The following is a 25,844-nucleotide window of genomic DNA, read 5'->3' on the forward strand; positions in this document are numbered from 1 at the left end:
ATGACCGACACGAAGGAATGGACGTTCCCGGCCTCGTTCGGGCAGGAGCGGATCTGGCTGTCGAACCAGCTGGACCCGGCGTCCCCGGTGTACAACCTGCCCTGTCAGGTGCGGCAGGACCTGCCGCTCACCGAAGGGCAGTGGCGCGCCGCGATCGGCGTGGTCGTCGGGCGCCACGAAGCGCTGCGCACGGCGTTCCGGATGGACGGCGGTGAGCTCGTCCAGATCGTGCACGCCACCGTGCCGATCGAGCCCGAGGTGCACGACCTGCGGACGGTCCCGGACGCCGAGCAGCGGGCCGCGGAACTCGCCGAGGCGATCGCGCGCCGTCCGATCCCGCTGGACGCCGCGCCGCCGTGGCGGGCCCAGCTGTGCCGGCTCGCCGACGCCGGCTGGCTTCTCACGTTCGTCGTGCACCACACGGTCTTCGACGCCGGTTCGGTGCTGGTCCTGGCGGCCGAGCTGAACGAGGCGTGCAACGCGGCCGCCGAGGGCCGGCTGCCGCGGCTGCCCGAGCTCGCCATCCAGTACCCCGACTACTCGGCCTGGCAGCGGGGCCAGGTGCCGCTCGTGCGGTCCCAGCTGGACTACTGGCGCGAACGGCTGGCCGGGCTCCCGCCCGTGCACAGCCTGCCCACCGACCGGCCGCGGCCCGCGGAGTTCGGTTTTGCCGGCGACCAGGTCGACTTCACCCTGCCGGACGGGCTGCTCGGCCGGGCCGTCGACACCGGCCGCGGGCTGTCGGCGTCGCCGTTCATGGTGCTGCTGGCCGCCTACACCGCGCTGCTGTCACGACTGTCCGCTTCGGACGACGTGGTGGTCGGGGTGCCGGTCGCCGGGCGGGACCTGCCGGAGCTGGCGCCGCTGATCGGCATGTTCGTCAACCAGCTGGCCATCCGCGTCGACTGCGGCGGGGATCCGGCGTTCGCCGAACTGGTCGGCCGGGTCCGCACCGCGGTGCTGGACGCGATCGAGCACGGCCGCGTGCCGTTCCAGCTGGTCGCCGACGAGGTGCGCCCGGAGCGCGACCCGGCCGTGCAGGCGCTGTACCAGATCGGGTTCAACTTCATCCCGGAGTCGGGCATCGAGCCGGTCCGCTACGCCACGGCCAAGGACGACGTCGCGATCGACCTGACCGCAACCGGTGGCCGGCTGCTCTACCGCACCGACCTGTTCGACCGGGCCACCGCCGAGTCCATGGTGGACCGGTTCCTGCGGCTGCTCACCGCGGCGGTCGAGGATCCCGCGACCTTGGTGGCCGACCTTCCGCTGTTGTCGGACGCCGAGCGCGCACAGGTGGCGGAGTGGAGCGGTTCGTCCACTTCGGACGCACCGCTGTTCGTCGCGCGCTTCGAGGAGCAGGTGCGGTCGACGCCGGACGCGGTCGCGGTCGACCTCGGCGGGGTTCGGCTGACCTACGCCGAGCTGAACACGCGCGTCAACCGGGTCGCGCACCGCCTCGGCAGTGGTGGGGTGGTCGGGGTCTGCGCCCCGAACTCGGCCGACCTGGTCGTGGGCATCCTGGGCGCCTTGAAGAGCGGTGCCGCCTACGTCCCGCTCGACCCGGCCAACCCGGCGCAGCGGCAGGCCCTGGTCCTGGCCGACGCCGGGGCCCGCGTCGTGCTCACCAGCGGCGGCACGCTCGTCAGCACCGAGACCCTGGACCTGAGTGACCCGGCGGTGTGGGCGGACTCGTCCGACGAGAACCCGGCGCCGCCCGGCCCGGACGACATCGCCTACGTCATCTACACGTCCGGCTCGACGGGACGGCCGAAGGGCGTGCAGGTCGGTCACCGTGCTCTCGCCACCTACCTCGGCTGGGCGCGCGAGGCCTACCCGAGCCTCGCCGGTCGCGCGCTGCTGCACACGTCGGCGTCCTTCGACCTGACCGTCACGACGCTGCTCGGCCCGCTCACCGCCGGTGGATCCATTGTGGACGCAGGCCGGCCCGATTTCCTCAAGGCGACCCCGACCCACCTCGCCGTGCTGCCGGAGGAGTCCTACCCGACCGGGGACCTGGTCCTCGGTGGTGAGGCGCTCTTCGGCGAGGTCGTGCCGCAGTGCGCCGCGACCGTCACCAACGAGTACGGCCCGACCGAGGCGACCGTCGGCTGTGTCGCCCACCGGCTCGACGGCCCGGTCGCCGGCCCGGTGCCGATCGGCCGCCCGATCCCCGGCACCCGCGTCCACGTCCTCGACGACCGGCTGCGGCCCGTCCCGCCGGGGGTCGCGGGACAGCTCCACCTCGCCGGCGCCCAGCTCGCCGACGGTTACCTCGGGCTGCCCGAGCTGACCGCGGAACGATTCCCGGACGGCCCGTTCGGGCGGATGTACACCACCGGCGACCTCGTCCGCTGGCGCCGTGACGGCACCCTCGAGTACCTCGGCCGCATCGACGACCAGGTCAAGCTGCGCGGCTACCGGATCGAGCCCGGTGAGGTCGAAGCCGCGCTGCGCGAGCTGCCGGAGATCCGCGACGCCGCGGTGGCCGTCCGCGAAGGCACCCTGGTCGGCTACGTCGCCGGCAACGCGGACGGCGCGGCCGAAGCCTTGCGGGCCACCCTGCCGGAGTACCTGGTGCCCACGGTGTTCGTCACGCTGGACGCCTTGCCGGTGGCCGCGAGCGGGAAGCTCGATCGGGCCGCGCTCCCGGACCCGCAGCTCGGTGGGGCGGCGGAGTACGTCGCCCCGAGCACGGCGGCCGAGGAACTGGTCGCCGAGGTGCTCGGTGAACTCCTGGGGGTCGAGAAGCTCGGGGTGCACGACGACTTCTTCGCCCACGGCGGCAACTCCCTCCTCGCGATCCGGGCGATGGCCCGGATCCGCAAGCAGGTCGGTGTCGAACTGCCGGTGCGCGGCCTCTTCTCGTTCACCACGGTGGCGGGCCTCGCCGCCGAGGTCGAGCGGCGGCTGGCCGAGGACCTCGACCAGCTCAGCGACGAAGAGGTCCGGGCCCAGCTGGCCGAAGGTGAGCAGGCGTGACGACGATCGACGAGACCAGCAGCGCGGCGGCGCGCCGAGCACTGCTGGAACGGCGGCTGCGGCGGCGCGCCGAGCCGGCCGCGACCATCACCCGGCGGCCGGACGGTGACCCCGTCCCGCTGTCCTACCAGCAGGAACGCGTCTGGTTCATGGAGCAGTTCGCGCCCGGGACGACGTCGTACCACATCCCGGTGCCGATCCGCCTCACCGGACGGCTCGACGTCGTCGCGCTCCAAGCCGCCTTGGACGCGCTGCCGGCCCGGCACGAGGCACTGCGGATGCGGTTCCCGGCGGGGGAGGACGGGCAGCCGTCCGTCCGCCTGGAACCGCTCGTCACCGTGCCGTTGTCCATTGTGGAGGCCGGTGACGAGGAGACGGCTCGAGCCGCGGTCGATGCCGCCGCGGCCGAGCCGTTCGACCTGGCAACGGGCCCGTTGCTGCGGGCGACTTTGGTGCGGATCTCCGGCGACGAGCACCTCCTCGCCGTGTGCACGCACCACATCGCCGGTGACGGCTGGTCGGTCGACCTGCTGCTGCGCGACCTCGCCGCGCACTACCACGGCACGGCGGCCGGGCTGCCCGAGCTGTCCATCGGCTACGGCGACTTCGCGCACTGGCAACGCCGGACGCTCACCGGCGCCGAACTCGACCGGCAGCTGGACCACTGGCAGGAAACCCTCCGTGGGGTCGAACCCCTGGAGCTCCCGACCGACCGGCCGCGCCCGGCGACCCAGACGTTCGACGGCGCCATCCACGAGTTCTTCGTCGAGAAGGACCTCGCCCGCGCCCTCGGCGAACTGAGCCGCGAACACGGCGTCACGCTCTTCATGACCCTGCTCGCCGCTTATCAGCTCCTGCTGTCGCGCTACTCCGGGCAGGAGGACTTCGCGGTCGGATCGTCGTCGGCCGGGCGCGGGCTGCCCGAGCTGGAGGGTGTGGTCGGCATGTTCGTCAACATGCTGCCGCTGCGGGCCCAGCTGGCCGGCGACCCGAGCTTCACCGAGCTGCTGGACCGGACCCGGCGGCACGTGCTCGACGCGTTCGACCACGCCGACGTCCCGTTCGAGCGGCTGGTCAACGCCCTCGGCGTGCCGCGAGACGTGAGCCGCTCGCCGGTGTTCCAGGCCATGTTCGCGCTGCAGAACTACGAGATGGGCCGGATGAACGCGGCCGGAACGTCCGAAGTGGACTTCCGCTGGCTGCCGATGGACCTGCCCGCCACCCGCTTCGACTTCGAGTTCCACGCCATCGAGATCGAGTCCGGGCTGATCGGCAAGTTCGTCCACAACACCGCGCTGTTCGGCACGGACACCGTCGCCGGCATGGCGGACCGCCTGGTCACGCTGTTGCGTTCGATCGTCGCCGACCCGGCGCGTCCGGTGTCCGAACTGGACCTGCTCGGGCCGGACCAGCGTGAGCTGGTGCTCGAAACCTGGAACAACACGGCGGGGGAGATCCCGCCGGGCACGCTTCACGGACTCGTCGAGGCCCAGGTGGCCCGCACCCCGGACGCGCCCGCGGTGACCTTCCGCGGCGAGTCGCTGTCGTACCGCGAGCTGGACCACCGGGCCAATCGTCTTGCGCACCGCCTGCGCGAGCTGGGCGTCGGCCCGGGCACGCTGGTCGGTGTCTTCGCGAACCGGTCGTTCGAGCTGGTCACCGGCCTGCTCGGGGTGCTCAAGGCGGGCGGCGCGTACGTCCCGCTCGACCCGGAGTACCCGGCGGACCGGCTCGCGTTCATGCTCGAAGACGCGGCCGCACCGGTCGTGCTCACCCAGGCCTCGTTACGGGACACCCTGCCGCCGGGGGACGCGACCGTCGTTGTCCTCGACGACCTGCCCGAAGGCGCCGACACCGTACCCGAAGTCCTGGCCGGGCCGGACGATCCGGCGTACGTCATCTACACCTCCGGTTCGACCGGCCGGCCGAAGGGTGTGCCGAACGGGCACCGCGGCATCGTCAACCGCCTCGACTGGATGCAGCGCGCGTACGGCCTCGACGCGTCGGACTCGGTGCTGCAGAAGACCCCGGCGAGCTTCGACGTTTCGGTGTGGGAGTTCTTCTGGCCCCTCATGACCGGGGCCAGGCTGGTGCTCGCCGAGCCCGGCGGCCACAAGGACGCGGCGTACCTGCGTGAACTCCTGACGAGCGAGGGCATCACCACCGCGCACTTCGTGCCGTCGATGCTGACCTTGTTCCTGGCCGAACCGGGGGCCGAGCCGGTCCCGGCGCTGCGGCGGGTCGTGTGCAGCGGCGAGGAACTGCCCCTGGACGCGGCCCGGCAGTTCACGACCCGGCTGCCGCACTGCGAGCTGCACAACCTCTACGGCCCGACCGAGGCCGCCATCGACGTCACCGCCTGGCACTGCACCCCCGAGGCGCTCGCCGAGGTGGCGTCGGTGCCGATCGGCGCACCGATCCGCAACACCCGGATCTACGTCCTGGACAAGCGCGGCAATCCCTGTCCGGTCGGCGTACCGGGAGAACTGCACATCGCCGGTGCCGGACTGGCCCTCGGTTACCACCACCGGCCCGAGCTGACGGCCGAGAAGTTCGTGCCCGACCCGTTCCACAGTGGCCGGATGTACCGCACCGGCGACCTCGCCCACTGGCGCCCGGACGGCACCCTCGCCTTCCTCGGCCGCATCGACCACCAGGTCAAGCTGCGCGGCCTGCGCATCGAGCTGGGGGAGATCGAGACGGCCCTGCGCGAGCAGGACGGCGTCCGGGACGCGGCGGTGATCGTCCGCGAGGACACGCCGGGGGACAAGCGCCTGGTCGGGTACGTCGTCGGCGACGCGGACGCCGGGTCGCTGCGGACGGCGTTGAAACAGACCTTGCCGGACTACATGGTCCCGCCGTCGTTCGTCACCCTCGACGATCTTCCGCTGACGCCCAACGGGAAGCTCGACCGCAAGGCCCTGCCCGCACCGGTCGCCGGTCGCGACGCGAGCAAGGAACTCGTCACACCCTCGACACCCCTGGAAGTCCTTCTCGCCGACATCTGGCGGGACGTCCTCAAGGTGGACGAACTGGGCGCCGACGACGACTTCTTCGACCTCGGCGGCCACTCGATGCTCGCGACGCAGGTCGTCGCGCGGATCGCGAAGGCCGGGCACCAAGCGGGCGTGATGGACCTGTTCCAGCACCGGACCATCCGCGAGCTGGCCGTGTTCCTGGACGGTGACCGGGACGACTCCGGGCACCTGCTGTACGAGCTGACCAAGCCGATCGCGAAGCCGACGCTCACCTACGTCTGCTTTCCGTACGGCGGCGGCAGCGCGATCGTCTACCAGCCCCTCGCGGACGCGCTGCCCGGCGGATATTCGCTGTTCTCGGTGGCGATCCCGGGCCACGACGTCGGCCTGACCGAGGAAGCCGTCCCGTTCGACGAACTGGTCGAGCGGCTCGCGGACGAGGTCCTTGAGAGGATCGACGGCCCGCTGGCCATCTACGGCCACTGCGGTGTCGGCAACGCGCTCGCCGTCGGCGTCGCCCGCCGGCTGGAGGAACGCGGCCGTGAGCTGGAAGTTGTCCACATCGGCGCGATCTTCCCGTTCGCGCGGATCAAGGGCGCCGTCGGCACCCTGCGCACGCGCCTCGAAAAACTGCGCAGCAACCGGTACTACGCGAACTGGCTCAAGGGCATGGGCGTCGACACCGACGACCTCGACCCGGCGCAGGCCGACCGGATCATCAGCAACATGCGCGCCGACAGCCGTGCCGCCGAGGAGTACTTCAGCGGCCTGCTCGACGCCCGGGTCGCCAAGCTGCGTGCGCCGATCATCTCGGTGGTCGGCTCGGAGGATCCCGTCACCGACTACTACGCCGAGCGCTACCGCGAGTGGGAGTTCCTCACCGACCGCACGGCGCTGGTGGTGCTGGACCAGGCCGGGCACTTCTTCCTCCGCTACCGCGCGGACGAGCTGGCCGAGATCGTCACCCGCGTCCACCCCGCCCTCGACGATCCCGGCGAGCTGCACGTCTCGGCGCGCGGGGAAGACGCCGGGTGGGCCGTGCACGACACCCACCGGGCGGCGGTGGACGAGAAACCCGCGGTGAAGCCGAGCCTGGCCCGGTTCGTGACGGTCACCGTCGGCCAGCTGGTCTCCTCGACCGGCTCGGCGCTGACGTCGTTCGCCGTGCCGATCTGGCTCTACACGAAGACCGGCTCGGTCACCGACCTCGGCCTGCTCTGGGCCCTCGCGCTGATGTGCGGGGTGCTGATCCTGCCCGTCGCGGGCGCCCTGGTCGACCGCGGTGACCGGCGGAAGATCATGATCGCGGCCAGCGCCGTCGCCGGTGTCATCCAGCTCGCGCTGGCGTTGCTGCTGACGGCCGGCAACCTGCAGCTGTGGTTCCTCTACGTGCTGATCCCGCTCGGGTCGGTCGCGGGATCACTGCAGCGGATCGCCTACCAGTCGTCGGTCGCGCAGCTCGTGCCGAAGCAGTACCTCGGGCACGCGATGGGCCTCGCCCAGCTGTCCAACGGCTTTGCGCAGCTGCTGATGCCGGTGATCGCGGCCGGGCTCCTGGCGGCGATCCAGCTGTCCGGGATCCTGGTCCTCGACATGGTGAGCTACGTCTTCGCCATCGTCAGCCTGCTGTTCGTCCGGTTCCCCGACCTGCTCGGCTGGCGGCCGCGCGAGCCGCTGCTGACGGCGATCGCCGGTGGGCTGAAGTATTCGTGGAACCACCGCGGCTTCCGGACGATGCTGCTGTACTTCGCGCTGGCCAACGTGTTCCTGGCACCCGCGCTGGTGCTCGTCTCGCCGCTGGTGCTGTCGTTCGGCACGGTCACCGACGTCGCGCAGGTCGCGCTGGCCGAGGCGGTCGGCGCCGTGGCCGGCGGCATCGGGATGGCCCTGTGGGGCGGCCCGCGGAACCGGCGGATGGTCGGTGTGCTCGTGGGCAACGTCGGCATCGCCGCCGGCAGCCTGGTGATGGGGCTGCGGCCGTCGCTGATCGTGGTGGCCGCGGGGGTGTTCCTGCTGGCCGCGGCGATGGCCGTGTCCCAGGGCATCTACGCGACGCTCGTGCAGGTCAAGGTGCCGCAGCGGTACCACGGCCGGGTGTTCGCGATCAACCAGACGATCACCTGGTCGACCCTGCCGATCGGGTTCGCTGTGCTCGCACCGCTGGCGGTCGGCTGGTTCTCACCCCTGCTGACGCCGGACGGCGCGCTGGCCGGCTCGGTCGGCGCGGTGCTCGGCACCGGGGAGGGCCGCGGGGTCGGGCTCGCCTACGTCGTCTACGCGCTGATCCTGCTGCTGATCAACGTCGGCGGGTTCGCGGTGAAGTTGCTGCGCCGCTTCGACACCGAGGTGCCCGACTCGCTGCCCGACGACCTCGTCGGCGCGCAGGAACGGGAGCGGAAGCTCGCGGGGAAGGCGGCCGCATGAGTGTCGTGGTGCTGATCAGGGAGGCGCGCGGGCACTGGGTCGGCGAGGTCGCCGCCGCGGTGCACGCGGCCGGCCACCGCGCGGTGCTGCTCGCGCCTCCGGTGGACGCGGCCGAGCGCGTGTCGCTGGCCGCGGTGGTGGACGACGTGGCGGCGGTCGACGACGTCTACAACGCCGAAGCCGTCGCCGAGAAGATCCGCTCGACCGTCGGTGCGCCCGCCGCCGTGCTGACCGGTTCCGACGGGGCCATCACGAGCACCGCCCGCGTCGCCGAGCTGCTCGGGGTGGCCCGGTGCCCGGCCTCGGTGTTCGCTCTGTGCGCCGACAAGTCCGCCGTCCGGGAAGCCCTCGCGGCGGCCGGGCTGCCCGGGCCCGGGTTCGCGCTGATCTCCGCGGCGTCGGACGCCGCCGGGGTGGCGGCGCGGGTGGGGTTGCCGGCGATCGTCAAGCCGGTCAACGGCGCGGGCAGCAACCTAGTCCGCACGGTGTCCACGGTGGACGAGCTGGCGGCCGCGTACGAGCTGCTGGCCGCCCGGCTGCCCGAGTCGCCGGACCCGCGTTACCACCGCCTCCTGGGATCGCTGGATCCGTCGTCGACGTTCCTGGTCGAGGGCTTGCTGCGCGGTCCCGAGTACGCGGTGGACGTGCTGATCCGCGACGGCGTGGCCGAGCCGGTCGAGATCCTCGACAAGCCCCTGGTCGACGACCGCAAGTTCGAACTGGTCCTGTCCTGCCCGCCGGCGGACCTGGCCGAAGAACGGGCGGCGCTGGTCACTTCCGCGGCGTCCGCGGCGGTCCTCGCGCTGGGGCTGGACAACACGGTTGCGCACGTCGAGGTGATCGACGACGAGGAGCGCGGCCCGACGATCGTCGAGGTCAACGCCGGGCGGCCGGCGGGCTCGATCATGCCACTGCTGGCGAAGCTGAGAACCGGCATCGACGTCTTCGCCGAGCTGACGGCTCTCGCGCTGGGAGCGCCGCGCCCGGAGCGTGCACCGGCGAAGCTGCCGATCCCGCTGGGGATGCTGATCCTGTACGCGTCCGGCTCGGGCACGCTGACCGGGATCGGCGGGCTCGACGAGGTCGCCGCCCTGCCGGAGGTGGTCGACCTGGTCACCACGGTGTCGCCGGGCCAGGTGCTCACCGACGAGCAGGAGACGTACGCGGTGAACCTGGTCGTCGCCGGGTTCGCCGACCACGACGACCTCGTCGCGCTGCACGCGGAGGCGAGCAAGCTCATCCGGTTGGAGGTCTCGTGAAGACCGCCTTCGTCGTCCGCGAGACGCGCGGGCACTGGATCCGCGACGTGGTCGCCGCGGTCCGTCGGGAGGGCTTCCGGGCGGAGCTGGTCACCGAACCCCTCGACGACGCCGAGCGGGCCGAGCTGGCCTTGCTCGTGGACGGGTTCGTTGTGGTCGAGGACGTCCGGGACGCCGCGGCCGTCGCCGACGCGCTCCGCGACCGGGAACCCGCCGCGGTGCTCACCGCCGCCGAGGGGATCATCGCGAGCACCGCCCGGGTTGCCGAGCTGCTCGGCCTCGGCCGGTGTCCGTCGGACGTGTTCGCGTTGGCGCACAACAAGTTCGCCGTCCGGCAGGCCCTGGCTTCAGCGGGGCTGCCGGGTCCCCGGTGCGCGTTGTTCGCCGATCCGGCCCACGCGGCCAGGATCGCCGAGGAGGTCGGCCTCCCGGCGATCGTCAAGCCGGTCAACGGCGCCGCGAGCACCCTCGTCCGCACGGTGTCCACAGTGGACGAACTGGCCGCGGCGTACGACCTGCTCGCGACCCGGCTCCCGCAGTCCCCGGACGCGCGTTACCACCGGATGCTGCCAGGACTGGTCGACCCGCTGCGGGTGTTCCTCGTGGAGAGCCTGCTCGACGGTCCGGAGTACGCCGTCGACGTCCTGGTCCGCCACGGGGTGGCCGAGCCCGTCACGGTGGTCGGCAAACCACTGATCGACGACCGGAAGTTCGAGCTCGCGATGGTCTGCCCGCCGTTCGGGCTGGGTCCCGAGCGGGCGGCCGGGATCGAACAGGCGGCAACCGCCGCGGTGCTCGCGCTGGGGCTGGACAACACGGTCGCGCACGTCGAGGTGATCGACGACGCGGCGCGCGGGCCGGTGGTCGTCGAGGTGAACGCCGGGCGGTGCGCCGGGGGAGCCCAGCCCGCATTGCTCAAGCTCGCCACGGGCATCGACGTCACCGCCGAAGCCGTCTCGCTCGCCCTCGGCACCCCGCCGCCCGCGCGGAGTGCCGGGCTGCCGGTGCCGGTCGGCTACCTGATCGTCTACGCCGAGGGCGCCGGGCGCCTGGTGCGCGTCGAGGGCACGGACCAGGTCGCGGACCTGCCCGAGGTCCTCGACGTCGTCACCATCGTCTCGCCCGGCCAGGTGCTCACCGACGACCAGGAGATCTACGCCGTCAACGTCCTCGTCGCGGGCTTCGCCGACGTCGACGACCTGGCGGCGCTGCACACCGAGGCCACCAAGCTGGTCCGATTCGAACTGGAGGAGTCATGACCGCCGATCTCACGGTGCCGCAGCTCGAAGGCACCAACCACACCCGGATCGCCGTCCACCCGGCCACCGACCTCGCGGCGGTGGAGGCCCACCTGCCGCGGCTGCAGGCGCACCTGCGTGACCACGGCGCGATCCTGCTGCGCGGCCTGCCCGCCGACCTCGACCTGTTCAACCGGGTCACCGAGACGATCGGCGGGGCGCTGCTCACCTACACCGAGCGGTCGACCCCGCGGTCGGCGGTGGCGGGCAACATCTACACCTCGACGGAGTACCCGCCGGCCGAGTCGATCCCGATGCACAACGAGAACTCCTACTCGGCGAGCTGGCCGGCACGGCTGTTCTTCCTGTGCGACACCGCGGCGGAAACCGGCGGCGCCACGCCGATCGCGGACAGCCGGGCGATGTACCGGCAGCTGCCGGAGGACCTTCGCGAGCGGTTCGCGGGCGGCGTCACCTACACGCGTGCGTTCCGCGAAGGGTTGGGACTGACCTGGCAGGAGGCCTTCCAGACGGAGGACCGCGCGGTGGTCGAGGAGTACTGCGTGCGCAACGGCCAGACCTTCGAATGGACCGAGGACGGGCTGCGCACGCGACACGTCCGGCCGTCGTTCGTCACCGAGCCGCACACCGGCGGGACCGTGTGGTTCAACCAGGCCAACCTCTTCCACGTCTCGAGCCTCGGCGAGGAGGTGAGCGAGGCGCTGCTGGAGCTGTACCCGGAGGCCGACCTGCCGCGCAACGCCTACTTCGCCGACGGCAGCCCGATCCCGGTGGCGGACCTCGAAAAGATCCGGGAGGTCTACCACGAGGTGAGTTTCGCCTTCCCCTGGCAGGCCGGTGACATCATGGTGATCAACAACATGCTGATGGCCCACGGCCGCGAGCCGTTCACCGGCCGGCGGCGCATCCTCGTGGCGATGACCGGATGACCGCTCCGGTGGTGGTCCTGCTCGCCCACCCCCGGCCGGGGAGCCTCAACCACGCGCTCGCCGAGCGGGTCGTCGACACGCTGACCCGCCTCGGGCGCTCAGTGCGGTTCCACGACCTGTACGCGGAACGTTTCGACCCGGTGCTGACCGCGGAAGAGGCCTACACCAGCGGCACCCGCGCGGAAGAATTCCTCGCCGCCGAACCGGATCCCTTGGTGCGGCAGCACCGCGAGGAACTGCGGGACGCCGCCGGGCTCGTCGCGATCCACCCGAACTGGTGGGGCAAACCACCGGCGATCCTCAGCGGCTGGCTCGACCGGATCCTCGTGCCCGGGGTCGCCTACCGCCTCGACGACGCGGGCGGCGCGCCCGAGTCGTTGCTGACCTTGCGGCGGCTGCTGGTCGTCAACACTTCCGACACGACCGAAGAGCGCGAACGGACCCTGTTCGGCGACCCGCTCGACGCGATCTGGCGGCGCTGCCTCGCGCCCTACCTCGGCGAGCCGGAGGTGACCCGGCTGGTGCTCCGGGTCGTCGCCGACGCCGGCGCGGATCGCCGCGACTCGTGGCTCCGCGACGTCGAAGCCGAGGTGACGCGCCTGTTCGGCGGCCATTGACCGCTTCCGGCCAGTTCCGGTGAAGTCCTTGAGCGGCTTTCCCGCGGCGTGCGATTCTCGGGCGGACCGGCACCGGACTCGTCGAGGGGGAACCGTGAGTGATCTCGAGCGGATGGCCGAAGAACGTCGTCGCCGTCAGGAGACCACGCCGGCGGCGCCGGCCGGGCAGCAGTGGGGGAAGTGCGTCAGCGTCCAGGAAGCCGGTGACCGCCGCCGGAAGATCGCCCGGGTGCTGCTCGCGAGCGGCCTCGTGGTCACCGCCTACCTCCCGTTGAGCGTCGTCGCGCCCGCGATCGACGCGCCGGTGCTGGTGCAGACCACGGCGATCGGCGATGAAGGCAGCGGGCGCGGGAGCATCGTGGCCGCGGTGAACGATTCGAAGCCGCCGACCGTCGCCATCGTCGCGTACTGAACCGCGTGCGCACCGTCTCCCTGGTCACCTTGGGCTGCGCGCGCAACGAGGTCGACTCCGACGAGCTGGCCGCGCGCCTGGACGACTCGGGGTGGCAGCTCGCCGAACCGGGCGCCGAAGCCGACGTTGTCGTCGTGAACACCTGCGGCTTCATCGAAGCGGCGAAGAAGGAGTCCATCGACGCCGTCCTCGCCGCCTCGGGCAAGGGCGCGAAGGTCGTCGCGGTCGGCTGCATGGCCGAGCGTTACGGCCGCGAACTCGCCGACGCCGTCCCGGAAGCCGACGCCGTGCTGTCGTTCGACGACTACCCGGAGATCGGCGACCGCATCGGCGACGTCCTGCAGGGCGTCACCCGCCCCGCGCACACCCCGCGCGACCGGCGGACACTGCTGCCGATCACGCCGGTCGAGCGGCCCGCGGCCGTCGTCGCCCACGTTCCGGGGCACACGACCGAGCGCACCGGCCCGGCGAGCGGCCCGCCGGTCCTGCGGCGCCGGCTCGGCGGCGGCCCGATCGCGTCGCTGAAGCTGGCGTCGGGCTGCGACCGGCGCTGCACCTTCTGCGCCATCCCGAGCTTCCGCGGCGCGTTCGTGTCCCGGACACCCGCCGAGATCCTCGCCGAAGCCGAATGGCTGGCCGGCCACGACGTGCGGGAACTGGTGCTGGTGAGCGAGAACTCGACGTCGTACGGCAAGGACCTCGGCGACCTCCAAGCACTGGAGAAGCTGCTGCCGAGGCTCGCCGGGTTCGTCGACCGCGTCCGGCTGAGCTACCTGCAGCCCGCGGAGCTGCGCCCGAGCCTCGTCGAAGCGATCACCGGCACACCCGGTGTCGCGCCGTACTTCGACCTGTCGTTCCAGCACGCCAGCGGCCCGGTGCTGCGGCGGATGCGCCGGTTCGGCGACCGGGAACGGTTCCTGCACCTGCTCGACCGGATCCGGACGGTGGCGCCGGACGCCGGGGTGCGCTCGAACTTCATCGTCGGCTTCCCCGGCGAGACCGAAGCCGACTTTTCCGAACTGAAGCGGTTCCTGGAGGAAGCCCGGCTGGACTCCATCGGCGTGTTCGGCTATTCGGACGAGGACGGGACGGAAGCCTTGGACCTGCCGGACAAGGTGCCGGCTCCGGTGCTCGCCGAGCGGGTCGAGGAACTGTCGCTGCTCGCCGACGACCTCGGCTCCCGCCGCGCCGGGGAACGGGTCGGCTCGGTGGTCGAGGTGGTCGTCGGGACGGCCGGCCGCGGCTGGGCCGCGCACCAGGCCCCGGAGATCGACGGCGACGTGACGTTCCCCGGCGGGGCGCCCGAACCGGGTTCGCTGGTGCGGGCCGAGGTCACCGGGACGAACGGCATCGACCTCGAAGCGCGCCTGCTCCCTTAGTTTTGGCGGAAGCCGTCGAGGACGAGCTTGGCGGCCTGGGCGAGCAGCCGGTCGTCGGGCTCGGCGTCGGCGGTCTTCTTGTCGGTCATGACCACCAGCACGATCGGGGCGCGCCCGGGCGGCCAGACGACGGCGATGTCGTTGCGCGTCGCGTACTCGCCGGTTCCGGTCTTGTCGGCGACGGCCCAGCCCGCGGGCGCGCCGGCGCGGATCAGCGCCCCGCCGGTGGTGTTGGCCCGCATCATGTCCGTGAGCACGGTCCGCTTCTCCGGCGGCAACGCGGTGCCGAGGGTGAACGCGCGCAGGCTGCCGGCCATCGCGCGTGGTGTGCTGGTGTCCCGGATGTCGCCCGGCGCGAGGTCGTTGAGGCCGGGCTCGATCCGGTCGACGTGGGTGGTCGTGTCGCCGATCCCGCGCAGGGCGGCGGCGAGCCCGGCCGGCCCGCCGAGCTCGCGGAACAGCAGGTTCGCGGCGGTGTTGTCGCTGTAGCGCAGAGCCGCGTCCATCGCGTCACGCAGGGAAATGCCGGTGGCGACGTGCTTCTCGGTGACCGGCGAGTTCGGCTGCAGGTCCGCTCGCGGGTACTTCAGCACCTTGTCGAGCCCCGGGAGGCTCGTGCGCTGGAGCACGGCTCCGGCGGAGAACGCCTTGTGCGTCGAGGCGTACCCGAAGCGCTCGTCGGCGCGGTGGGTCACCTCGCGGCCTGAGCCGGTGTCGACGGCGTACACGCCGAGACGAGCGTCGAAGTCGCGCTCCAGCGGCGCGAAGTCCGGCTGCGGTTGTGCGGTGGCGGACGACGCCGTTGTCGGCGGTGTCGGCGCGGCCGGTGCCGGGGCTTCGGCGGCGCAGGCGGTGAGCGGCACTAGGACCAGCGCGGCGAGCGCGGCCCACCGGACGTGGGGGAACGGCACGGGGCTTCCTTCCGGTCTTGATCGACATCCGCAGTCTCACCGGATCCGCTCATGCTGTCCAAGACGGAAACACGCGGTTCGATGCCAAAGTCGCATAGAGTGAGGTGGTGGACCTGGTCGGCGGCTGCAGGGCGTTCGTGAGCGTGAGCGAGACGGGGAGCTTCACGGCGGGCGCGGCGCTCGCGCGCATCCCGCAGCCGGTCGCCAGCCGGCGCATCGCCGCGCTGGAACGGCACTTCGGCGAGCGGCTCTTCGACCGCTCGACCCGCCGGGCCCGGCTGACGCCGTTCGGGCGTGACATGCTGCCGTCGGCCCAGCGGCTCGTGCAGCTGGCCGACACGATGGAGCACGACGCGAAGCGCGCCCGGCTGCGGCCGATGCGGGTGGCGGTGCCCGACACCTGCGGGGTGCGCGAACTGGCCGAACTGGCCGCCGAGGCCCGTGCGCTGGAGGTCCACCTGGAATTCCGCGCCGCACCGCCGGCGGAGCGGGCCGAGCTGGTCCGGACCCAGGAGGTGCGGGCCGCGCTCACCGCCGTCCCCGCTGGGGAAGGCGTGTGGTCCGTGCCGCTCGGCCTGGCCGCGGTCGCTCCGCCGGCCGGCCGGGTGGTGCACCTGGAGACCCTGCGAACCGGGCGTTCCGGCGGCCCGCGGCGCCGGGTGTGGATCCAGCCCGAGGACGACGTCCCGCACGTGCGGGACCGGGTGCTGCGGGTCCGCGACGCCGTCGGCCTGCCGCCGGCGCAGGTCGTGGTGGCCGGGTCGCTCACGTCGGCGGCCGCGGAGGTGTTCGGCTCGGCGGACCTGGTGGTGTGCTCGGCCGCGCAGGCCGTCGAGCTGGGGTTGCACTGGCGGCCGATCGGCGAGCTGGACCTCGCCCGCGGCTTTGCCGTAGCGGCGGCGCTGGGTGAGGACGCGGATCGGTTGCGGACCGTGCTGCGGGCCGCCGTCGGGCGTTGTCTGGGTGCCGAGGAGGCCGCATGAGGACTGCTTTCCGGTCCGAAAAGGAGGCGGCATGACCGCCGAGACCCTGGTCCGGCAGCTGCGCGACGAGCTGGACGAAGGCGGCCTGCGCGGCTCCTTCCTGGTCCGCGACCTGAGGTCCGGGCTCGAGCTCGGGATCGACCCGGACCGGGTGTACCCGATCGCGTCGCTGGTCAAGGTCCCCCTCGCCGCGGCGACGCTGGAGCGCATCCGCCGCGGCGAGCTCGACGGCGCGACGCAGGTCGAAGTCGCGCCCGGCCGCGTCACCACCCCGGGGCCCATCGGGCTGACCCGGTTCCGGCACCCGGCCCGGGTCGCCGTCGAGGACCTGCTCTACCTGAGCACGTGCCTCAGTGACGGCGAAGCGGCCGACGTCCTGTTCGACTTCACACCGCCGGCCGAAGTCGCGCGGATGCTGACCGAGTGGGACCTGCGCGGCATCGCCGTACGGCACCCGATGCGCGACCTCGTCGAAACCCCGGCCGAGCGCTTCGACGCGGGCGAAGCCGACCTCGCCCATTCGCTCGCGATCGGCGCGGGCACCGCCGGGCAGGGCCACCGGCTCCCGCAGCTCGACGTCACCCGGGCCAACTCCGCGTCCGCGCGGGCGCTGCTCGACCTGCTGCAGGCGTTGTGGACACCGTCGAAGATCGACCCGTCGGTGGCGGCGGGCGTGCGGGAGCTGATGGTGAACAACGTGATCCGCCACCGGCTGACCCCCGACTTCGCCTCGGACGCGGCGAAGTGGTCGTCGAAGACCGGAACGCTGCTGAACATGCGGCACGAAGCGGGTGTTGTCGAGCACGCGGACGGGTGCGTGTTCGGCGTGGTGGCGTTGACCGAGTCCCGGGTCCCGGCGGTGCTGCAGCCCGAGGCGGAGGTGCTGATGGCCCGGGTGGCGCGAGCGCTGCGTGACCACCTGCGCGGTGCGTGAGAAAACCGGTTGGGGACCGGGTTTTGCGGGCCTACGCTCCGGCGATGTCCTTCACCCGACCCGAGCCGCCGTACTACGCGGTGATCGTCAGCAGCGCCCTCGACACCGACCACCTCGACGGGTACGCGGCCATGGACGAGCGCATGGCCGAACTCTGCCGCGCCCAGCCCGGCTACCTGGGCCGCGAGTCGAAAACCGGCGACGACGGCCGCGAGCTGACGGTGCTGTACTACCGCGACGCCGAGTCGATCGCCGCGTGGAAGCAGCACCCCGAGCACCTGGAGGCCCAGCGGCAGGGGCACGAGCAGTGGTACGCCGACTACCACATCGAAGTGGCCAAAGTGGAGCGCGCGTACGGCTTCAAGCGCGGGGAGTAGTCCGCGCGGCGGCGCCGGTGGCGGGGAATGCACCCAATGTGGCGGGGGGGGGGGGGGGGCCCCCCCCCCCCCCCCAAGGGGGGGGGGGGGCGGCCCCCCCCCCCCCCCCCCCGCCACATTGGGTGCGTCGCGCTTCGACCCAGCGACCTCGTTAACGCCCGCAGCCAGACCGATCACGCCCGGCCAGAACCGCCGTCAACACCCCGGAACGCAACCGTGCGTACAGGTCGCGGTGCCGCGAGCGGTCCACCCGCACCTCGACCGTTCACCGCACTGCACCACCGCGGACTCCCGCCACGCATGTGCCGAAGCCCCGCAGCAAACGGAGCCCGATCAGGCCGGCGCCTTCACCGCGAAGTCCACGTCGGCCGTCGCCACCGTGCCCGCCGTCCGGCCCGGCGCGGTGTGGAACTGCCAGTAGAGGTTGGTGTGCGCGATGACCTGGGCGGGCGGCGGCGCGCCGTACGCCGACAGGTCCTCCGTCGTGTGCGCGTCGGAGACCAGGGTCGCGTCGTAGCCGCGGGTGATCGCGCCGTGCAGGGTCGCGCGGATGCACGCGTCCGTCTGGGCGCCCGCGACCAGCAGCTTGCCGATGCCGCGCGCAGCCAGCTCCGCCTCGAGGGCGGTGTCCTCGAACGAGTCGCCGTAGGTCTTGTGCACCAGCGGTTCCTGCTCGCGCCGCACCAGCTCGGGCACGTACTGCCAGGTCTCGCTGTCGCGCGGCAGTTCCTCGCTGGTGTGCTGCACCCACACGACTTCGACACCCGCGGCGCGGGCCTTCTCCACCAGGGCGCCGATGTTGGCGACGACGGCCTCACTCTCGATGGAGGCGCGCATGACACCGTTCTGCACGTCGACGACCAGCAGGGCGGTGTTCGGACGATCGGTCAGCGTGGTCATGGGCTCACCTTAACCGCGGCCACCGACGATTTCCGGAAGTAGCATGACCCGCCATGGACTACGGGATGCTGTTGCTGGGTGTGGTCGCGCTCGTCGTGGTCGTCGCCGTCGGGTCTTCGGCCACGGACCGCCGGTTGACCCGCGTCGACCGCCGCCTGGCGCGGATGGAACGGAAGCTGGACGCGATCGCCGAAGGACTGGGGGTGACCGTCGACGAGCCCGGACTGACCGAAGTGACCGCGTTGCTGCGCGAAGGCAAGAAGATCCAGGCGATCAAGGCCTACCGCGAGAGCACGGGCGCGGACCTTAAGGAGGCCCGCGACGCGGTGGAGCGGATGGCTTAGGGCGCACCGCCGACGTGCTTCGCCGACACCGCTTCCCACACCGCGGCGAAGTCGTCGTACCGGTCGCGGTCGGGCAGGCCGCCGAGGCAGCCGAGCACGGCGTCCCCGCCACCGGCCGCGGCGGCCCGGCGCAGGAGCTCGTCACGGCCGCACGGGTACCGCGTCCCGGCGAGGTGCTGTTCGAGACTGGATCGGTCCGGAGCAGACATGACCTGCGCGTACCCGCCGTGCGCGGCCCGAAACCCGGCCGACGACGAGCGTGCGCCGGGGGCGTCCACAAAGGATCCGAAGTGCGCCGTGATCCGCAGCGGGAACGGCTCAACCGGCGGGCAGGCCGCCGAAGAAGTCGCCAAGAGCGGTGGCCAGAGCAGCCGGATTCTCCTCCGCCATGTGGTGCCCGGACTTGATCGCGTGGCCGCGGAGGTCGGTCGTCCAGCCGCGCCAGACCGCCAGGACGTCGCCGTAGAGGTCTTCCAGGTCGTCGTCGCTGGACCACAGGACCAGCGCCGGGCAGGTGATCCGCTTGCCGGCGGCCTGGTCGGCGTCGTCGTGCGCGCGGTCGACACCCAGGCCCGCCCGGTAGTCCTCGAGCATTGCGGTGACCGTGGCCGGGTTGTGGATCGCCCGGTGGAAGTCGGCGAAGTTGTCCTCGCCCAGCCGTTCCGGCGTGTTCTTGGTGCCGACGTTGTACCAGGCGTCGGGATCGGCGGTGATCACCCGTTCGGGCTTTTCCGGCTGGGCGAAGAAGAACCAGTGGAACCACTCCCGCGCGAACCGCGCGTCGCAGCGGGCGAGGGCTTCCCCGATCGGGACGGCGTCCAGGATCGCCGCGCCCAGGATCACCGACGGGTGGTCGAGCGCGAGCCGCGTCGCCACGTAGGCGCCGCGGTCATGACCCGCCACGAAGAAGCGGGAATGTCCCAGCTGCTGCAGCAAAGCGACGCAGTCGGCCGCCATGACGCGTTTGCTGTAGGGCGTGTGGTCTTCGTCGGTCGGCGGTTTGGCCGATTCGCCGTAACCACGGGTGTCCGGGCAGATGACCGTGAACCGCTCGGCGAGCCGCGGGGCGACCCGGTGCCACGTCGTGTGGGTGCGCGGATGCCCGTGCACCAGCAGGAGCGGCGGACCCGAACCACCGTGGCGGACGCGCAGCGTCACCCCGCCGACGTCGACGTGGTCGAGCGTGAAGCCGTCGAACACGATTCACCCCCAGCAAAAACTGCCGCACCCCGGAAATCCGGGGTGCGGCAGCGGAGAAAGCGTCAGTTCTTGTCCTTGACACCCTTGACGGCGTCCTTGACCTTCTCGGCGGCCTGCTTGAGGGAGCCCTTGGCCTGGTCGGCCTTGCCTTCGGCCTGCCACTGCTCGTTGCCCGTGGCGTCGCCGACGGCTTCCTTGGCCCGGCCCTTGAGCTCTTCGCCCTTGTTCTCGAACTTGTCGTTCATCGGATGCACCTTCCGTTGTGGCGACATTTCCGGATCGGCCAGTCGCCAAAAGGGCCTTGTCCTCCGATTACCCGCCGGTTCGCCGTCTACACATCACAACCGGGTGAGCGCCGTGAGGACGGTCACGCCGCCGCCGACCGGGCTCAACGGGCCGGCAGGTGCCCGCCCATCCGCTCGATCCGCTTGATGGCCGGCTCCGCGAGGATGCCGTGGACCAGCACCGAGACGGCGACGGCGAGTGCGCCGACCCGCCACAGCACGTCCTGCTGCGGGATCGAGGCCTGGTTGAGCGCGTAGGCGAGGTAGTAGAGCGTCCCGATGCCGCGGACGCCGAAGAACGCGATCGCCAGTTTGGCCGGCCGGCCCGCGGACGAGCCGAGCAGCGAAAGCCAGCCGACGACGGGCCGGACGACCAGCACCGCGAGCACGGCGATGACCACCTCGATCACCCGCAGGCCCGCCAGCAGCCCGTCACCCATGGCCAGCCCGAGGCCGAGCAGGGCGAGCGGCACGAACAGCCGTTCCAGCTGGTGGCCGAAGGCGTGCAGGACACCGTGGTAGTCGTGCGACCGCTCCTGCGTCCGGACCGCGACCGCCGCGACGAACACGGCGACAAAACCGTTGCCGTGCGCGACCTCCGCGAGCGCGTACGGCAGGAAGGCGAGGGCCAGCAGGACCAGGCCGTCGCCGTACTCGGCCAGCCGCAACCGGTCCGAGGTGACGCGGAAGATCGCCCAGCCCAGCACCCGCCCGGCGAGGAGGCCGATGACCACGCCGATCACCAGGGGGAGCAGCAGGTCCACCAGCACCCAGGAGACGTCCAGCTCCGGCTCGCTGCCCGCGAGCGCCAGGCCGAGCAGGACGAACGGCATGGTCAGGCCGTCGTTGAGGCCGGCTTCGGTGGTCAGCGTGAAGCGGATTTCGTTGTCCCTGGCCAGTTCCGGCTCGACGTCCGGGTGCGGCACGCCGATGTCGCCGGCCAGCACCGGGTCGGTCGGCGCCAGCGCGGAGGCGAGCAGCAGGGCGACACCGGGCGCGAGCGCGAGCCACCAGTACCCGAGCGCGGCGATCACCAGGATCGACAGCGGCATGGTGAGCGCGAGCAGCCGCCACGTCGAGCCCCAGCGCTTGAGGCCGAACGGGCGGTCGACGGACAGCCCCGCGCCGGCGAGCGCGACCAGGATGCCCATCTGCGTGAAGGTCTCCACGCCGTGCAGGTGGGCGGCGGGGTCGCTCCAGCCGTTGCCGTAGGGGGCGGGCAGCGGCAGCAGGCCCAGGACGATCCCGGCGATCAGCATCACCAGCGGCACCGAGAAGGGCCGGTCGGCGACGAGCTTCGGCACGATCGCCGCGGCGAGGGCGAGCAGCCCGGCCACGCCGAACAGCACGGTCAACGACGACACGGTGGCCTCCTGCCAGGTTCGTGCTGTGCCACCGGGTGGGGAGATCCGCGACGCCGGGTCCGACCGAGCCTAAGCCGGGGTTCTCGCGGGCGCAGCGCGATCGGCCGGGGGCCGCCGGGCCGAGTAGCGTGGTTTCCGAAGGCCTTCCGGCACTTTCCGGCGGGCGTGAGGAGGCCGCGGTGACGGCGACGAACGGGGCCGGCCGGCCCTGCCGGTTCTGCGGCCGGACCGGCGGCCCGCGAGTGCCCGGCAAGGCCGGGCCGATCTGCCTGGACTGCGTGCAGGCCGGGTTGCGCGTCGCGGGGGACGGCGCGGACCGGCGGACCGGAGCCGGCGACGTGCTGGCGGCGGTGACGTCACCATTGGCGGCGGTCTGCGAGTTCTGCGGCCGCCGCGAGCGCCGGACGTTCCTCGGCCTCCGGCGCCCGCTCCTGCGTGTCGACTGCACAGCGCGCGACGCGGTGATCTGCGTCGACTGCCTGGACCACGCTGGCGACGTGCTGAACCTCGCCCTGCGCCACTGACCGAAGCGCCCCAATGTGGCCTTTGTTGCGTCTCACGCACCCAAGGCGGCCTTGGTTGCGTCAGACGCAACCAAGGCCGCCTTGGGGCGCTGGTCAGCCCGGGCTCACGCCGGGGCGGTGAACACGTACGAACCCGCGGGCACGAAGTACGTCCCCGCCGCTGACGGCACCGCCTCCGGAGGCGCCGTGACCGCACCCGGCTGGGACGTCGGCACCTGCACCGTCGCCGACCCGCCGACCGGCACCGTCACCCGCAACGTCAGCTTCCCGGCCGAGATCGACCAGTCGCTGACCGCGCCGCCGTACGGCGTCTCGTACGCCGACTTCGCCGACGTCAGGCCGCCACCCGGGCGGGGCGCCACCAGCAGGGACGCGTAACCCGGGGAAGCCGGGGCCAGGCCGCCGACCGACCGGTACAGGAAGTCGCCGACCGAGCCGAGGCCGTAGTGGTTGAACGAGTTCATCCCGGGATCGTTGAACGATCCGTCCGGCTTGATGCCGTCCCAGCGCTCCCAGATCGTCGTCGCGCCGTGGCCGATCATGTAGCCCCAGCCGGGGAACCCGGGCTGCAGCAGCACCTGGTACGCGACGTCGGCGTGGCCGTTGGCGGCCAGCACCGGCAGCAGGTTCTCCACCCCGAGGAAGCCGACGCTCAGGTGCCCGCCGGCCGCCGCGACCCGAGCCGCCAGCTTGTCGGCTGCCGGCTGCACGCGGGAAGCCGGCAGGAGCCCGAACGCCAGCGCCAGCACGTACCCGGTCTGCGTGTTCGCGCCGACCGTGCCGTCCGCCGCCGAGAACCGGTTGGTGAACGCCGTCCCGATCTGGTCGGCGAGCGTCCCGTACTTCGTCGCTTCGGCCGTGCGCCCGGTGGCCGCCGCCATCCGGGACACCAGCCGTGACGACCACGCGAAGAACGCCGTCGAGATCAGGTCCTGCGCGGTGTTGTCGTTGACGTTGAGCCAGTCCCCGAACGTCTGGTGGTCGCGGATCAGGTCGGCCCCGGACGTCGAGCGCAGGTACTCGACCCACTTGACCATGGCGTCGAAGTGCTTGGTGATCACGCCGGTGTCGCCGTAGCGCTGCCACAGGGTGTAGGGCACGATGACGCCCGCGTCACCCCAGCCGGCCGTGCCCGAGCCGTCCAGCACACCCGGCGCGACGTCGGTGAACGCCCCGTCGGCGTGCTGCGCGTCGACCAGGTCGTCGCTGAACTTGCCGAGGAAGTTCGCCACGTCGAGGTTGAACGTCGACGTGCCGGCGAAGATCCCGATGTCGCCGGTCCAGCCGAGCCGCTCGTCACGCTGCGGGCAGTCGCTGGGCACCGACAGCATGTTGGACCGCTCACCCCACAGGATGTTGTGCTGCAGCTGGTTCACCAGCGTGTTGGACGTCGTGAAGGTGCCGGCTTGCGCGCCAGCCGTCCACATCGCCCGCCCGGTGAGGGTGGCCGCCGTCGGCGCCGAAGGCAGGCCGGTCAGCTCGACGTACCGGTAGCCGTGCACGGTGAAGCGCGGTTCGTAGGTCTCGGCGCCGCCGGTGCCGGCGAGGGTGAACCGGTCGGTGGCCTGCGCGGCGCGCAGGTTCGTGGTGTAGATCGTGCCGTCCGGGTTGAGCACCTCGGCGTGCCGCATGGTCACCGTGGTGCCGGCCGGACCGGTCACCGAAAGCCGGTTCCAGCCGCTGAAGTTCTGGCCGAGGTCGGCCACCCACACACCCGGCTTCGGCTGGGTCCACGCGAGGGGCTTGAACTCCTGCTGCACGGTGACGCCGTTGTCCACCTGGGCCACCAGGTTCGGCTTGGCGCCGGTGCGGATCCGGGGTGCCGCCCAGCCGCGGTCGTCGAAGCCGGGGCGGTCCCAGCCGGACACCAGCCGCGCGTCGTAGGTTTCGCCCTGGTAGAGGTCATCGGCGCGGATCGGGCCGTCCCCGGCCTTCCACGTGCCGTCCGACGCGATCGTGGTGCTGGTGCCGTCGGTGAAGGTCAGCCGCAGCTGCGCCGAGTACCAGGGCTCGGTGCCGTACTTCTGGCTGCCCGCGATGCCGACACTGCCGGAGAACCAGCCGTTGCCGACCATCGCGCCGAGCACGTTCTCCCCGGTGCGGATCTGCCCGGTGACGTCGGAAACGCGGTACTGCACCCGTTTTGCGTAGTCCGTCCACCCGGGAGCGAGCACCTCCGCGCCGACCTTGACACCGTTGAGGTGGGTCTCCTGCAGCCCGAGCGCGGTGGTCAGCAGCCGCGCGCTCGCGACCGGCTTGGTGACGCTGAAGCTCTTGCGCAGCAGGGGAGCGGGGGCGCTGACGGCGACGTTCGCACCCCACGGCCCGCTGCCGTACGCGGCCACGGCCTGCGCGGCCGGCCAGGAGCTGTCGTCGAAGGTGCGTGACTGCCAGCCGTCCGGGCCGGCCTGGCTCGCCTTCCAGGAAGCGTCGGTCACCGTTGTCGGTCCACCCGGGACGGTCAGCTTGGCGATCGTCCCGGCCGGGCTCTGCGTGGTGTTCTCGCTCCGGACGGCGATGGTGTTCGCGCCCGCCGTCAGCAGGTTCCCGACCTCGAGGACGGCGGCCGTCTTCCACGAGTCGGTGACCCGCGGGGAGTCGCTGACCTGGGTGCCGTTGACCCACACGGTCGCGCTGTCGTCACCGGTCACGACCAGGGTGGCCTTCGACGGCGCGGCCGCCAGGGTGAGCGACTTGCGGAAGAACCGGGTCGACGGCGGCACACCACCGGCCGGATCTCCCTCCGGGTACCAGATCCAGCTCGCCCCGGCGAGGTCCGGGCCCGCCGCGGCGCGGCCGAGGAACGCGCCCGTCCACTCGGTCGCCGGGGCGCGCAACGCGGTTTCGAAGCGCTGCACCGGGCTCCAGCCGCCCATCCGGCCTTGGCCGTCCCAGACGCGGACGCGCCAGGTGTACGCGGTCAGCGAGCCCAGCGCGGGACCGCCGTAGGCGACGTCGGCCTGCTGCGCGGACGTGACCCGCCCGCTGTCCCAGACGTCACTTCCGTTGGCGGACACCACGAGCTGGTAGGCCGACTGCCGCTGCTGCGACGCCGAGGACGCCAGCTTCCAGCCGAACCGCGGCTGCGCGGGGTCGACGCCGATCGGGTTCACCCGCTCCCCGACCGTGGCGCTCGCGACCGAGAGCGGGGACGCCGCCGAGGGGTTCGGCGTGGTGACGCCGGTGCCCCAGGGTGCGGCTCCGTAGGCGCCGAGATCCGCGGCCGCGGCCCATGTCCCGTCGGCGAAGCCCGGCTGTTCCCAGCCGGCCGGTGCGGTCGTCGCGCTCTTCCAGCCGGCGCCGGTGGTCAGTTCGGTGGTGCCGGACGCGGTCGTGACCCGCACCCGGCCGAGGAGCCCGGCCGGGCCGCCGGCGTTGCGGACGGCGACGGCGAGGGTGTTGACGCCGGGGGTGAGCGCGGACCGGAGGTCCACCGGCAGCGCCGACCGCCACGAGTCCGTGGTCCGCGCCGAAGACGCGAGCGGCCGGCCGTTGAGCCAGACGTCGGCGGTGTCGTCGCCGGTCACGACGAACTGGGCGTCGGTGGCCGGGCCGGCGGGGGCGGTGAACGTGGTGCGGAAGTACCGGGTCGCGGCCGGCGCGGCGACGCGGGCGTCACCTTCCGGGTACCAGATCCAGTGCGCGCCGGCCAGGTCGACCGGTGGGGCGGCCCCGGCCGGAGGTGCCGAAGCGGCCGAAAGGACCAGGATCGCGGCGAGCGTGGTGGTGGTCGCGCGCCAGAGCTTCGAGGGCAGCATGCGGGCTCCCTTACGGCGGGGATGAG

The 25,844-nt window shown here is 72.3% G+C and carries 20 protein-coding genes; 13 read left to right on the forward strand and 7 right to left on the reverse strand.

Annotated features, from left to right (window positions below):
• The 8 genes from ACIA5G_RS32370 to rimO all read left to right on the forward strand — a co-directional run bounded on the left by ACIA5G_RS32370 (position 1) and on the right by rimO (position 14,239).
• Positions 1–2,982: an amino acid adenylation domain-containing protein gene (locus ACIA5G_RS32370; RefSeq protein ID WP_395930066.1), complete on the forward strand. Its 2,982-nt coding sequence runs from the start codon at positions 1–3 to the stop codon at positions 2,980–2,982.
• The gene (locus ACIA5G_RS32375; protein ID WP_395930068.1) at positions 2,979–8,384 is read left to right on the forward strand and encodes an amino acid adenylation domain-containing protein; all 5,406 of its coding nucleotides are present in this window, start codon (positions 2,979–2,981) and stop codon (positions 8,382–8,384) included. The genes ACIA5G_RS32370 and ACIA5G_RS32375 overlap by 4 nt, the downstream gene beginning before the upstream one ends.
• Positions 8,381–9,643 carry an ATP-grasp domain-containing protein gene (locus tag ACIA5G_RS32380; protein ID WP_395930070.1) on the forward strand — a complete coding sequence of 421 codons (1,263 nt, stop codon included), beginning with the start codon at positions 8,381–8,383 and terminating at the stop codon, positions 9,641–9,643. Before ACIA5G_RS32375 ends, ACIA5G_RS32380 begins: the two co-directional genes overlap by 4 nt.
• Positions 9,640–10,902 carry an ATP-grasp domain-containing protein gene (locus tag ACIA5G_RS32385; RefSeq protein WP_395930072.1) on the forward strand — a complete coding sequence of 421 codons (1,263 nt, stop codon included), beginning with the start codon at positions 9,640–9,642 and terminating at the stop codon, positions 10,900–10,902. Before ACIA5G_RS32380 ends, ACIA5G_RS32385 begins: the two co-directional genes overlap by 4 nt.
• Positions 10,899–11,831 (forward strand): TauD/TfdA family dioxygenase, encoded by a 933-nt coding sequence (locus ACIA5G_RS32390; protein WP_395930074.1) that lies wholly within the window; start codon positions 10,899–10,901, stop codon positions 11,829–11,831. The genes ACIA5G_RS32385 and ACIA5G_RS32390 overlap by 4 nt, the downstream gene beginning before the upstream one ends.
• Entirely contained in the window at positions 11,828–12,448 is a 621-nt protein-coding gene (locus ACIA5G_RS32395; RefSeq protein ID WP_395930076.1) for an NAD(P)H-dependent oxidoreductase, read from the forward strand. Before ACIA5G_RS32390 ends, ACIA5G_RS32395 begins: the two co-directional genes overlap by 4 nt.
• Positions 12,449–12,542: 94 nt before the next feature.
• Positions 12,543–12,860 (forward strand): hypothetical protein, encoded by a 318-nt coding sequence (locus ACIA5G_RS32400; protein WP_395930078.1) that lies wholly within the window; start codon positions 12,543–12,545, stop codon positions 12,858–12,860.
• On the forward strand, positions 12,857–14,239 hold the full coding sequence (rimO, locus tag ACIA5G_RS32405; protein WP_395930338.1) for a 30S ribosomal protein S12 methylthiotransferase RimO: 1,383 nt from the start codon (positions 12,857–12,859) through the stop codon (positions 14,237–14,239). Before ACIA5G_RS32400 ends, rimO begins: the two co-directional genes overlap by 4 nt.
• Here rimO and bla read toward each other — a convergent pair.
• Complete coding sequence (bla, locus tag ACIA5G_RS32410) at positions 14,236–15,111, reverse strand: class A beta-lactamase (RefSeq protein WP_395930340.1); 876 nt, start codon at positions 15,109–15,111, stop codon at positions 14,236–14,238. The genes rimO and bla overlap by 4 nt on opposite strands.
• Positions 15,112–15,257: 146 nt before the next feature.
• On the opposite strand from bla, the gene ACIA5G_RS32415 reads away from it, so the two are divergent.
• From ACIA5G_RS32415 to ACIA5G_RS32425, 3 genes are read left to right on the forward strand one after another with little or no spacing between them, the layout of a single operon-like run.
• The gene (locus tag ACIA5G_RS32415; protein WP_395930080.1) at positions 15,258–16,133 is read left to right on the forward strand and encodes a LysR family transcriptional regulator; all 876 of its coding nucleotides are present in this window, start codon (positions 15,258–15,260) and stop codon (positions 16,131–16,133) included.
• Between the two features lie 31 nt (positions 16,134–16,164).
• Positions 16,165–17,067, forward strand: a complete 903-nt coding sequence (locus ACIA5G_RS32420) for a serine hydrolase (RefSeq protein ID WP_395930083.1) — start codon at positions 16,165–16,167, stop codon at positions 17,065–17,067.
• 44 nt (positions 17,068–17,111) lie between these two features.
• A complete protein-coding gene (locus tag ACIA5G_RS32425) occupies positions 17,112–17,444 on the forward strand; it encodes an antibiotic biosynthesis monooxygenase family protein (RefSeq protein ID WP_395930085.1) in 333 nt (110 codons plus the stop codon).
• Positions 17,445–17,777: 333 nt separating this feature from the next.
• Here ACIA5G_RS32425 and ACIA5G_RS32430 read toward each other — a convergent pair whose 3' ends face one another.
• On the reverse strand, positions 17,778–18,344 hold the full coding sequence (locus ACIA5G_RS32430) for an isochorismatase family protein (RefSeq protein ID WP_395930087.1): 567 nt from the start codon (positions 18,342–18,344) through the stop codon (positions 17,778–17,780).
• A gap of 53 nt (positions 18,345–18,397) precedes the next feature.
• Between ACIA5G_RS32430 and ACIA5G_RS32435 the strand changes: the two genes are divergently transcribed.
• Positions 18,398–18,688, forward strand: a complete 291-nt coding sequence (locus ACIA5G_RS32435; RefSeq protein ID WP_395930089.1) for a ribosomal protein L7/L12 — start codon at positions 18,398–18,400, stop codon at positions 18,686–18,688.
• Here the strand turns inward: ACIA5G_RS32435 and ACIA5G_RS32440 are convergent.
• From ACIA5G_RS32440 to ACIA5G_RS32455, 4 genes are all read right to left on the reverse strand, one after another.
• Positions 18,685–18,897 (reverse strand): DUF2795 domain-containing protein, encoded by a 213-nt coding sequence (locus ACIA5G_RS32440; protein WP_395930091.1) that lies wholly within the window; start codon positions 18,895–18,897, stop codon positions 18,685–18,687. The genes ACIA5G_RS32435 and ACIA5G_RS32440 overlap by 4 nt on opposite strands.
• A 109-nt stretch (positions 18,898–19,006) precedes the next feature.
• Positions 19,007–19,888 carry an alpha/beta fold hydrolase gene (locus ACIA5G_RS32445; protein ID WP_395930093.1) on the reverse strand — a complete coding sequence of 294 codons (882 nt, stop codon included), beginning with the start codon at positions 19,886–19,888 and terminating at the stop codon, positions 19,007–19,009.
• A gap of 62 nt (positions 19,889–19,950) precedes the next feature.
• Positions 19,951–20,133 carry a CsbD family protein gene (locus tag ACIA5G_RS32450; RefSeq protein WP_395930095.1) on the reverse strand — a complete coding sequence of 61 codons (183 nt, stop codon included), beginning with the start codon at positions 20,131–20,133 and terminating at the stop codon, positions 19,951–19,953.
• A 143-nt stretch (positions 20,134–20,276) separates the two neighbouring features.
• On the reverse strand, positions 20,277–21,536 hold the full coding sequence (locus ACIA5G_RS32455; protein WP_395930097.1) for a cation:proton antiporter: 1,260 nt from the start codon (positions 21,534–21,536) through the stop codon (positions 20,277–20,279).
• Positions 21,537–21,715: 179 nt separating this feature from the next.
• Between ACIA5G_RS32455 and ACIA5G_RS32460 the strand changes: the two genes are divergently transcribed.
• The gene (locus tag ACIA5G_RS32460; protein WP_395930099.1) at positions 21,716–22,060 is read left to right on the forward strand and encodes a hypothetical protein; all 345 of its coding nucleotides are present in this window, start codon (positions 21,716–21,718) and stop codon (positions 22,058–22,060) included.
• 104 nt (positions 22,061–22,164) lie between these two features.
• Here the strand turns inward: ACIA5G_RS32460 and ACIA5G_RS32465 are convergent, their stop codons facing one another.
• Complete coding sequence (locus tag ACIA5G_RS32465) at positions 22,165–25,818, reverse strand: family 78 glycoside hydrolase catalytic domain (protein WP_395930101.1); 3,654 nt, start codon at positions 25,816–25,818, stop codon at positions 22,165–22,167.
• Between the last annotated feature and the right edge of the window lie 26 nt (positions 25,819–25,844).

This window comes from Amycolatopsis sp. NPDC051758, from assembly GCF_044453095.1.
GTDB lineage: Bacteria > Actinomycetota > Actinomycetes > Mycobacteriales > Pseudonocardiaceae > Amycolatopsis.

Excerpts from the sequence above, each read along its gene's own strand:
- ACIA5G_RS32370 (WP_395930066.1), top strand. The coding sequence starts at position 1 with ATGACCGACACGAAGGAATGGACGTTCCCGGCCTCGTTCGGGCAGGAG.
- ACIA5G_RS32380 (WP_395930070.1), top strand. The coding sequence starts at position 8,381 with ATGAGTGTCGTGGTGCTGATCAGGGAGGCGCGCGGGCACTGGGTCGGC.
- ACIA5G_RS32390 (WP_395930074.1), top strand. The coding sequence starts at position 10,899 with ATGACCGCCGATCTCACGGTGCCGCAGCTCGAAGGCACCAACCACACC.
- ACIA5G_RS32395 (WP_395930076.1), top strand. The coding sequence starts at position 11,828 with ATGACCGCTCCGGTGGTGGTCCTGCTCGCCCACCCCCGGCCGGGGAGC.
- ACIA5G_RS32420 (WP_395930083.1), top strand. The coding sequence starts at position 16,165 with ATGACCGCCGAGACCCTGGTCCGGCAGCTGCGCGACGAGCTGGACGAA.
- ACIA5G_RS32425 (WP_395930085.1), top strand. The coding sequence starts at position 17,112 with ATGTCCTTCACCCGACCCGAGCCGCCGTACTACGCGGTGATCGTCAGC.
- ACIA5G_RS32430 (WP_395930087.1), bottom strand. The coding sequence starts at position 18,344 with ATGACCACGCTGACCGATCGTCCGAACACCGCCCTGCTGGTCGTCGAC.
- ACIA5G_RS32435 (WP_395930089.1), top strand. The coding sequence starts at position 18,398 with ATGGACTACGGGATGCTGTTGCTGGGTGTGGTCGCGCTCGTCGTGGTC.
- ACIA5G_RS32440 (WP_395930091.1), bottom strand. The coding sequence starts at position 18,897 with ATGTCTGCTCCGGACCGATCCAGTCTCGAACAGCACCTCGCCGGGACG.
- ACIA5G_RS32450 (WP_395930095.1), bottom strand. The coding sequence starts at position 20,133 with ATGAACGACAAGTTCGAGAACAAGGGCGAAGAGCTCAAGGGCCGGGCC.
- ACIA5G_RS32465 (WP_395930101.1), bottom strand. The coding sequence starts at position 25,818 with ATGCTGCCCTCGAAGCTCTGGCGCGCGACCACCACCACGCTCGCCGCG.